The 8,887-nt window shown below is 47.6% G+C and carries 9 protein-coding genes and 1 tRNA gene; 6 read left to right on the forward strand and 4 right to left on the reverse strand.

Going from position 1 to position 8,887, the window contains the following annotated elements:
* From ABUA47_RS12985 to ribD, 4 genes are all read right to left on the reverse strand, one after another.
* Window positions 1-1,383, reverse strand: a 1,383-nt coding sequence (locus ABUA47_RS12985) for an outer membrane protein assembly factor (RefSeq protein ID WP_349831654.1), incomplete at its 3' end; no start/stop codon positions are given.
* Window positions 1,384-1,435: 52 nt separating this feature from the next.
* Window positions 1,436-2,170, reverse strand: a complete 735-nt coding sequence (locus tag ABUA47_RS12990; RefSeq protein WP_005834753.1) for an isoprenyl transferase — start codon at window positions 2,168-2,170, stop codon at window positions 1,436-1,438.
* A 5-nt stretch (window positions 2,171-2,175) separates the two neighbouring features.
* Complete coding sequence (locus ABUA47_RS12995) at window positions 2,176-3,540, reverse strand: DUF6242 domain-containing protein (protein WP_035449854.1); 1,365 nt, start codon at window positions 3,538-3,540, stop codon at window positions 2,176-2,178.
* Window positions 3,541-3,674: 134 nt separating this feature from the next.
* Window positions 3,675-4,730 carry a bifunctional diaminohydroxyphosphoribosylaminopyrimidine deaminase/5-amino-6-(5-phosphoribosylamino)uracil reductase RibD gene (gene ribD / locus ABUA47_RS13000; protein ID WP_005834757.1) on the reverse strand — a complete coding sequence of 352 codons (1,056 nt, stop codon included), beginning with the start codon at window positions 4,728-4,730 and terminating at the stop codon, window positions 3,675-3,677.
* Window positions 4,731-4,804: 74 nt separating this feature from the next.
* Here ribD and prmC point away from each other — a divergent pair, with 74 nt between their 5' ends.
* From prmC to ABUA47_RS13030, 6 genes are all read left to right on the forward strand, one after another.
* A complete protein-coding gene (gene prmC, locus ABUA47_RS13005; protein ID WP_035449852.1) occupies window positions 4,805-5,641 on the forward strand; it encodes a peptide chain release factor N(5)-glutamine methyltransferase in 837 nt (278 codons plus the stop codon).
* On the forward strand, window positions 5,638-6,117 hold the full coding sequence (locus ABUA47_RS13010) for a regulatory protein RecX (protein ID WP_005825143.1): 480 nt from the start codon (window positions 5,638-5,640) through the stop codon (window positions 6,115-6,117). The genes prmC and ABUA47_RS13010 overlap by 4 nt, the downstream gene beginning before the upstream one ends.
* 82 nt (window positions 6,118-6,199) lie before the next feature.
* Window positions 6,200-6,838 carry an orotate phosphoribosyltransferase gene (gene pyrE / locus ABUA47_RS13015; RefSeq protein WP_005825142.1) on the forward strand — a complete coding sequence of 213 codons (639 nt, stop codon included), beginning with the start codon at window positions 6,200-6,202 and terminating at the stop codon, window positions 6,836-6,838.
* Window positions 6,839-6,931: 93 nt separating this feature from the next.
* A complete protein-coding gene (locus ABUA47_RS13020; RefSeq protein WP_005825141.1) occupies window positions 6,932-7,342 on the forward strand; it encodes an SRPBCC family protein in 411 nt (136 codons plus the stop codon).
* Between the two features lie 28 nt (window positions 7,343-7,370).
* On the forward strand, window positions 7,371-8,711 hold the full coding sequence (argH, locus tag ABUA47_RS13025; RefSeq protein WP_009037779.1) for an argininosuccinate lyase: 1,341 nt from the start codon (window positions 7,371-7,373) through the stop codon (window positions 8,709-8,711).
* 102 nt (window positions 8,712-8,813) lie between these two features.
* Window positions 8,814-8,886: transfer RNA gene (locus ABUA47_RS13030), tRNA-Gly, on the forward strand.
* Window position 8,887 lies beyond the last annotated feature (1 nt).

Genomic DNA, 8,887 nt, shown 5'->3' on the forward strand with positions numbered 1-8,887 from the left:
GAACTCTACCTGGTCGTTGGCTTTGGATACAAGGTCATAACCGATGTCTACCGTGCCGTCTTCCGGTCTCGGCTGGATGTCGGGCTGGATTTGTTCGGGGTCGAAGTGTCCCATCTGCTGGATTTCACGCATGGAACGCATCAGGTCTTCACGGCTGAAGAGTTCGCCCGGACGGGTACGGAGTTCACGGCGTACTACGTTTTCATACAAACGGTCGTTACCGTTGATGCTGACTTTATTGATGGTAGCCTGGCGACCTTCGTAGATACGCATTTCCAGGTCGATGGAGTCGCCCACGATGTTTACTTCCACCGGTTCGAGGCTGTAGAACAGATAACCGTTGTTGTAGTAAAGGTTACCGATGGCATCGTCATCGGTCATTGTACGCTCTTCAAGTAACTTTTGGTTGTAGACATCACCCTTCTTCATCTGGAGGAGGAAGTTCAGTTGTTCGGAAGGATACAGTGTGTTACCTACCCAGGTTACATTGCGGAGATAGTATTTCTGTCCTTCCTCAATCTGCATGAAGATGTCTACCGTGCGGTCATCGTAGGGCTTGATACTGTCTGTCACGATGATGGCGTCACGATAACCCAGTTCGTTGTATTTGTCGATAATCAGCTGTTTGTCCGCTTCGTAGTTGTCCTCAATGAATTTCTTGGTGCGGAACAGATTGAGCAGCTTGCCCTTTTCGTTTGTTTTCTTCATCACACGCTTCAGCTTCTTGGTCGTGAGGGCCTCGTTGCCTACAATGGTGATTTGATGTACTTTCACTTTCTCCTTCTTGTCGATGTCGATGTTGACAATCACTTCATTCTTCTTTTCCGGATCATCACGTTGGGTGATGATTACATCTGCATTCTTGAAGCCCTTGTCGTCAAAATAGCGCTTTATCAAGGTCTTGGCACGGTCTACCAGGTTAGGTGTAATCTGACCGCCCTTTATCATGCCGATTCTGCTTTCCAGGTCTTCACGCTCTGACTTCTTCACACCGTTGTAGCGTATGTCGGAAACACGCGGACGCATGGTCAGATGAATGGTCAGCCAAATTTGGTCGCCTTCAATCTTGTCTGCTGTAATTTCCACGTCAGAGAACAGACCGTGGCGCCAGTAGCGCTTACAAGCTTGTGTAATCTCGTCACCCGGCACGGTGATAGTCTGCCCTTTGGATAGTCCGGACAATCCGACAATTACATAATCCTCATAGTTCTGGGCTCCTTCGACCTTAATGTCGGCTATTTCATACTTCTTGGGTGTTCCCGAATAGAGTATAACCGGCTTTTCGGTTTCATCGGTGTTGTTTACGTCCTGTGCTGCTGTTGTCAGTGCGCAGCCGAAAAGGCAGACAAACGTTACGAGTATGGAGAAAATACGATAGTGCATCTTTTTATTTACTATTTTACAATTTACTATTTACTATTTGTGTGTCCGGTGATTAATTGATTTGCTCGCTGGTCTTGCCGAACCTGCGTTCGCGTTTCTGATAGTCACATATGGCTTTGCGTAGTTCTTCTTCACGGAAGTCGGGCCAATAGGTATCACAGAAATAAAGTTCCGAATAGGCGCATTGCCAGAGCATGTAGTTACTGAGGCGGAGCTCTCCTCCGGTACGTATCAGCAGGTCGGGGTCGGGCATGAAGTGGGTTGTCAGATGACGGGATATGAGCTCACTGTCGATTTGTTCGGGTTTCAGCTCACCTTTCTGTACCAGGTCGGCTATTTGCCGGGCAGCTTCCGTTATTTCCCAGCGGGAAGAGTAGCTCAATGCCAGTACCAGGCACATTCCCGTGTTGTGGGAGGTGTGTGCCACGCAAGTGTTGAGCCGTTGCTGTACGTTGGCAGGCAGTTTTTCAATATCTCCTATTACCCGGAAACTGATATTGTTCTTCATGAACGTCTCTTCCTCTATGGAGTCGAAGAGCAATCCCATCAAGGCGGCTACCTCGTCCGACGGACGATTCCAGTTCTCGGTAGAGAACGTATATAAAGTAAGGTATCTGACTCCTAATTTAGCGGCTTCCTCTGCAATGACGTGCACAGTCTCTGCGCCGGCCTGATGTCCATAGCTGCGTTCGTGTCCACGCTGCTTGGCCCACCGTCCGTTACCGTCCATGATAATCGCCACGTGCTGGGGTATCCGGTTTAGATCGATTTCTTCCTTATATGACATCATTATTATTGTATTTCGAAGCCCAATCTGTTAAGACGTCCGCGCCATACCTCATTCTTGGTGCCGTTGCCGCCGAATATCACCCAAATGAAGTCCCGTTTGTCTGCCGGGTCCACAGTTTTGTCTTTCGTCGGTTCCACTATAATGGAGTACGCGCCTTTCCCTTTGAATTCCTGGGGTAGCAGGAATTTGGTTTCTGTCTTGCTCCACGCAATGCCTGTGATGGAGTTGTAGATGGCGTCAAGTTCTCCTCCAAAGCAATAGAACATGTCGCCATAGTACATAATGGCAGGGTTGACCATGCCGGGACAAGATGTGTCGTACACCGTGTTAGCCAGGCTTGCCCAGCCTTTGCCGTCCAATGAGAACCAGGGTATTGTCTCTTGTTCGTTGGCCAGCGGCATTCCTGCCAGAACCACCTTCTCTACACCATTGCCGGTGTTGGTCTGGGTGGTGGATATGTTTTCGGTAGGGAATCCTGCCGGGACTTCCTCAAGGGTAAGGTTGTCAGCCGTGTTTTCCGCTTCCCAATTCTTTCCGTCTTTACAGATGTTGAAATATTGCTTTCCGTTGATTTCCACAATACCCGAGAGCCGGTCGGAGAAACCATTGATGAGGACTATGACATTGTCTCCCAATGTAGTGACTTCTGTCCAGGCGCCGCCGTTGGTAGAGCTGAATACTCTTTTGCTTTCTGTAACCATATAAAGCGCATTGTTATACTCTACGGCAGATGTCAGCTTTACGTCTGAGGGGAGGTTGCTGACATTGACTTTACTCCAGTTGTATTTATCGGGCGCAGTCGATGTCTTGTAAGCAGTACTGTTGGAAGTGTAGACAAATAGTTCGTCTCCCAGTACAACCGCTTTTTGCTGACCTAAATTGATGGTATTGGAGAATATATTCCCCCTTTTCTGCATGTCTGTCCATACGAGTGAGTCCGGGTCTTGCAGGTGTACATTAACTTTCAATTTATATTCGCGGACTGTAACACCGTCGGCGGCATGTGCTTTGAACAGCATGCCGGCATCGTTATTCATGGCGGGTCTCAAATCCACGGAGTCCGACATGACGAATACCGTGTCGGTAGGCGAGCCTGAAGTTATCCAACCGGTAACGGTCATAGTATCAATCAGAATACGGTCAATGATGGTATCTGAACCTACGGGCAATGAATCTCTGTTATAGATGAGTCTATTGAGCTGGTCAATTGTAAATTTGTAATGTTTGCCATGTATGGTATCGATACCAAAAGCATGTATAGTAGCATCGGAGCTGAATTCATAATTGTCGTCAGAGTCAAGGCATGAACTTAGAGCAAATGACACAATAAGAAAACTCACAATTACTGATAGAAACTTTATTCTCATTTTGAAAGTTAGTGTTTATTTACAAGTTGCAAAAATAGGAACATTTTTTTCTATAAACAGCTTTACGGGGAAGTTTTATATAAAATTATAGATAATATCCCCCTTTTTCTCGATAAAAAAGCCCTGAAATGAGGCTATTGACTGTTTCTTGAGGCCGTATAATGGCGAAAACTCCTGCCGAAAGAATACTCTGTTGCAAATGGATATCCGTCACTGATTTCGGGTGCTTTGACGCCGGAATGAAGAAGGTGCGGAGCTTCTTCCACAAAGATTTCGTCCCACAATCCGGCATCAATGAAGGATTGGAGCGTTTGGCTGCCACCCTCTACCAAAAGGGATTGTAATCCGCGTGTATACAGCATTTCCATGATTTCGGGGAGTATATTCTGCCGGTAGTCGCTGACTGGCAGATATTCTACATTCGGTAGCGGAGCGTGCGGGATTTCTGTAAAAACGAGGGTCGGCACGCTACCGTCAAATAGGTGAAGGCTGGGGGATAGCTTTTGTTGCCGGTCCAGCACGATACGTACCGGTGAACGACCATACCAATGGCGGACATTCAGGCCGGGATTGTCCAGTTCAGCCGTACGGGTACCTACTAATATGGCACTGTGCTCTGCCCGTTTCTTGTGTACCAGCATCGAAGTCAGCGGGCTGGAGAGGATAACCGGTTTACCGTCCGTGCGGGAGTAATCGATATATCTGTCAGAAGATTCCGCCCATTTTAGGGTGATGTAGGGGCGTCGCAAAGTATGGAAAGTGATGAACCTGCGGATGAGCTGCCGACATTCTGTTTCCAGCACTCCGACAATAACTTCACGTCCGGCATCCTTCAGTTTCTGTATGCCCCGGCCCGCAACCTTAGAAAAAGGGTCCCGGCACCCGATGACGATGCGTGGAATCTGCTTCTCGATGATGAGGTCTGCACAAGGAGGAGTTTTGCCATAGTGCGAACACGGTTCCAGGCTGACATAGATGGTGGAACGTTTCAGCAGGGACGTGTCTTTCACGGAACGGATGGCGTTGACCTCGGCGTGGGCTTCTCCACAGCGCACATGGTATCCCTCGCCTATGATTTTCCCGTCACATACTATTACCGCTCCCACCATCGGGTTGGGTGCTGTATTGCAAAGTCCGTTTTGTGCCAGTTGGATGCATCGCAGCATATATTTCTCTTCTTCTGAATTCATATCCTTGCTTGTCTTTTGGTTGAATAATCAAAATTAATGATTACTTTTGCAGCCCGAATAAAACCGGACTCCGAATGAATGTAACCGTTTCACATATCCGCAGTGCTTTGCAGGAGTGCTATCCTCCCCGGGAGGCAGCCAATCTTTCCCGTATTGTCTGCTGTGAAATGTTAGGTCAGAGTCATATTGACTATTACCTGGGCAAAGATATGATTTTATCTCCAAAGGATGAAAAGGAATTGGAAAGCATTCTTTCCCGTCTGTGCAATTTTGAGCCCATACAGTATGTGCAGGGTACTGCCCGTTTCCTGGGACGTACTTTTCGGGTGGCTCCGGGGGTGCTTATTCCCCGTCCCGAAACGGAAGAACTGGTGGAGAGGATGCTGGAGGAAGTCGCTCCGGCTTCCCGTATTCTCGACATTGGCACTGGAAGTGGGTGTATTGCCGTCACTTTGTCTAAAGAGTTGCCGGAAGCGGAAGTAGCTGCTTGGGACATGTCCGGAGAAGCTCTTGCCATAGCCGGCGACAATAACCGCCTTTTGCAGACCTCCGTACAATTTGTACAGCGTGATGTCCTGACGTATCAACCGGCTGAGGATGAGTACTTTGATGTAATCGTCAGTAATCCGCCTTATGTTACGGAAACAGAAAAGAAGGACATGGAGCCAAATGTCTTGAACTGGGAACCTTCGGGAGCTTTGTTTGTTCCGGACAGCGACCCGCTCCGTTTCTATCGGCGTATAGGTGAACTGGGACGGAGCATGCTGACGGTCGGCGGCCGACTCTATTTTGAAATCAACCGGGCATTTGGAGAGGCTGTCGCTTCGATGCTTCGCAAGCAAGGCTATACGAATGTCCGTATCCGAAAAGATATTTCCGGCAACGACCGGTACGTAATTGCAGAACGATGATAGAAATAACTGAAACTGAAGCTTTGAACAGAGTGGCGGCATATTGCTCCACTGCCGAGCATTGCCGGGCGGAGATTGCGGAGAAACTGCAACGCTGGGGCATTGCCTATGATGCCATAGACCGTATCATCAACCGTCTGGAACAAGAGAAGTACATTGATGAAGAGCGCTTCTGCCGTGCTTTCATCAACGACAAATACCGTTTTGCCAAATGGGGCAAGATGAAGATAGGGCAGGCGCTCCAGTTGAAAAAGATATCTTCATCTGTCTATTGGCCCTATTTGAACGAGATTGATGAGGAGGAATACCACGCCGTCTTGCAGAAACTGCTGGCGGCAAAGCGTAAAAGCGTCCGTGCCGAAAGTGAGTATGAGTTGAATGGCAAACTGGTGCGTTTTGCCTTGAGCAGGGGGTTCGAAATGAAGGATATATGTCGTTGCATAGAGGTTTCTGAGGAAAATGACTACTCCGAATGAAAATTATCGGCTTTCTCTTTTTTATTCTCATTCTGTTTCCGTATTTTTGTGCCATATTTATCATATATAGATTAGTTTTGCTATGAAAACTTTAGAAAGATTGTTTGCAGAGAAGTTGCTGAAGATAAAAGCGATTAAACTACAACCGGCTAACCCGTTCACTTGGGCATCCGGATGGAAGTCTCCGTTTTATTGTGATAACCGCAAAACCCTTTCTTATCCTTCTCTCCGTAATTTCGTAAAGATTGAAATTACGCGTCTGATTTTGGAACGTTTCGGACAGGTGGATGCCATTGCCGGTGTGGCAACGGGAGCTATCCCGCAAGGTGCCTTGGTGGCCGATGCATTGAACTTGCCGTTTGTATATGTACGCTCCACTCCGAAAGACCATGGACTGGAGAATTTGATTGAAGGTGAACTTCGTCCCGGTATGAAGGTGGTAGTCGTGGAAGATTTGATTTCTACGGGTGGAAGCAGTTTAAAGGCTGTAGAAGCTATCCGCCGTGACGGATGTGAGGTCATCGGTATGGTGGCTGCCTATACTTATGGTTTCCCGGTTGCCGAAAAGGCTTTCAAGGATGCCAAGGTGCCTTTGGTGACGCTGACCAATTACGAGGCTGTGATGGAAGTGGCACTGCGTACGGGCTATATCGAGGAAGAAGATGTGGAGACTCTGAATGAATGGCGTAAAGACCCTGCACATTGGGAATCTGGTAAATAAGAACTTATTTGTAAAAATGTTAATATGGATAAAAGAGCCATTCGGATAGATTCTGTCCGGATAGTTCTTTTTTCTTTTTGAATACGATTGATTATGACGAAATTTGAGAGTGGAGTGAAAGTTGTACCGGCTTCACAAGAAGCTGTTTATGAAAAGCTTTCCGACCTGAGCAATCTGGAGAAGGTGAAAGACCGTTTGCCTGAAGACAAAGTGAAGAACTTGAGTTTTGATGCGGAGAGCATGACGATAGAGGTGGCTCCCGTAGGAAAGATTACGTTGCAGATTGTGGAGAAGGAACCTTGCAAGTGTATCAAGTTTGCAACAACCACTTCACCGCTGCCCTTCAATCTGTGGATACAGATTGTACCCGTCACCGAAACCGAATGTAAAATGAAACTGACCATCGGCATGGATATAAATCCGTTTATGAAGACCATGGTGCAGAAACCCTTGCAGGAAGGATTGGAGAAGATGGCAGATATGTTGGCGATGATACAATATTAATCACTAACCATTAATCATTAGAAACAACGTGGCTCAGAAACTTTGGGAAAAATCCGTTCAGGTAAATAAGGATATCGAACGCTTCACGGTAGGCCGTGACCGTGAAATGGACCTTTATTTAGCAAAGCACGATGTGCTGGGTTCCATGGCGCACATCACGATGCTCGAAAGCATTGGCTTGTTGACGAAGGAAGAACTGCGGCAATTGCTGGCCGAATTGAAGGAAATCTATGCGATGGCCGAGCGTGGAGAATTTGTGATAGAAGAGGGAGTGGAAGACGTTCACTCACAAGTGGAACTTATGCTGACGCGCAACTTGGGTGATATAGGTAAGAAAATACACAGCGGACGTTCGCGCAACGACCAGGTGTTGCTCGATTTGAAGCTCTTTACCCGTGCAGAGATAAAGGAAGTGGCGGAGGCTGTGGAACAATTGTTCCATGTGCTGGTTATGCAGAGCGAACGCTACAAGGATGTACTGATGCCGGGTTATACACACTTGCAGATAGCCATGCCGTCTTCTTTCGGACTTTGGTTTGGGGCATACGCCGAGAGCCTGGTGGACGATATGATGTTCCTTCAGGCAGCTTTCAAGATGTGCAACCGCAATCCTTTGGGTTCTGCTGCGGGATACGGTTCCTCGTTCCCGCTGAACCGTACGATGACTACCCGTCTTTTGGGATTTGATTCCCTCAACTACAACGTAGTGTATGCCCAGATGGGGCGTGGCAAGATGGAGCGTAATGTAGCTTTCGCCCTTGCCAGTGTGGCCGGAACCATATCGAAATTGGCTTTTGACGCATGTATGTTCAACAGTCAGAACTTCGGTTTTGTGAAGCTGCCGGACGATTGCACTACCGGCTCCAGCATCATGCCTCACAAGAAGAACCCGGACGTCTTTGAACTGACGCGTGCCAAGTGCAACAAACTGCAATCCCTTCCCCAGCAGATTATGATGATAGCCAACAATCTTCCTTCCGGCTATTTCCGTGACTTGCAGATTATCAAAGAGGTCTTCCTGCCTGCTTTTCAGGAACTGAAAGACTGTCTGCAGATGACGACTTACATTATGAACGAAATCAAGGTGAACGAACATATTCTTGATGATGACAAGTATCTGCTTATTTTCAGTGTGGAGGAAGTCAACCGCTTGGCACGTGAAGGGATGCCTTTCCGCGATGCCTACAAGAAGGTGGGACTGGATATTGAAGCCGGAAACTTCTCGCACAGCAAAGAGGTACATCATACCCATGAAGGCAGTATCGGAAACCTTTGTAACGATGAAGTCTCTGCCCTGATGCAGAAAGTGGTAGATGGTTTCAATTTTGAGACCATGCAAGCTGCAGAGAAAGAGTTGCTGGGCAGGTAAAAGGTTCTGCGGGTTCAAGTCCCGCTGCGAGTACTGTACTTTTATAAAAAAAAATTTGGCAGAAACGGGAAAACTGTTTATCTTTGCACCCGTTCTCCAAATGCGGAAATAGCTCAGTTGGTAGAGCATAACCTTGCCAAGGTTAGGGTCGCGAGTTCGAGTCTCGTTTTCCGCTC

The sequence above is a fragment of the Bacteroides sp. RTP31139st1_H2_RTP31139_211217 genome (assembly GCF_040227615.1).
GTDB lineage: Bacteria > Bacteroidota > Bacteroidia > Bacteroidales > Bacteroidaceae > Bacteroides > Bacteroides uniformis.

Bases quoted from the DNA above. Each gene is read 5' to 3' on its own strand.
- prmC (WP_035449852.1), top strand. From the start codon at position 4,805: ATGAATGTAACCGTTTCACATATCCGCAGTGCTTTGCAGGAGTGCTAT.
- pyrE (WP_005825142.1), top strand. From the start codon at position 6,200: ATGAAAACTTTAGAAAGATTGTTTGCAGAGAAGTTGCTGAAGATAAAA.
- ribD (WP_005834757.1), bottom strand. From the start codon at position 4,730: ATGAATTCAGAAGAAGAGAAATATATGCTGCGATGCATCCAACTGGCA.
- ABUA47_RS13010 (WP_005825143.1), top strand. From the start codon at position 5,638: ATGATAGAAATAACTGAAACTGAAGCTTTGAACAGAGTGGCGGCATAT.
- ABUA47_RS12990 (WP_005834753.1), bottom strand. From the start codon at position 2,170: ATGTCATATAAGGAAGAAATCGATCTAAACCGGATACCCCAGCACGTG.
- ABUA47_RS12995 (WP_035449854.1), bottom strand. From the start codon at position 3,540: ATGAGAATAAAGTTTCTATCAGTAATTGTGAGTTTTCTTATTGTGTCA.
- ABUA47_RS13020 (WP_005825141.1), top strand. From the start codon at position 6,932: ATGACGAAATTTGAGAGTGGAGTGAAAGTTGTACCGGCTTCACAAGAA.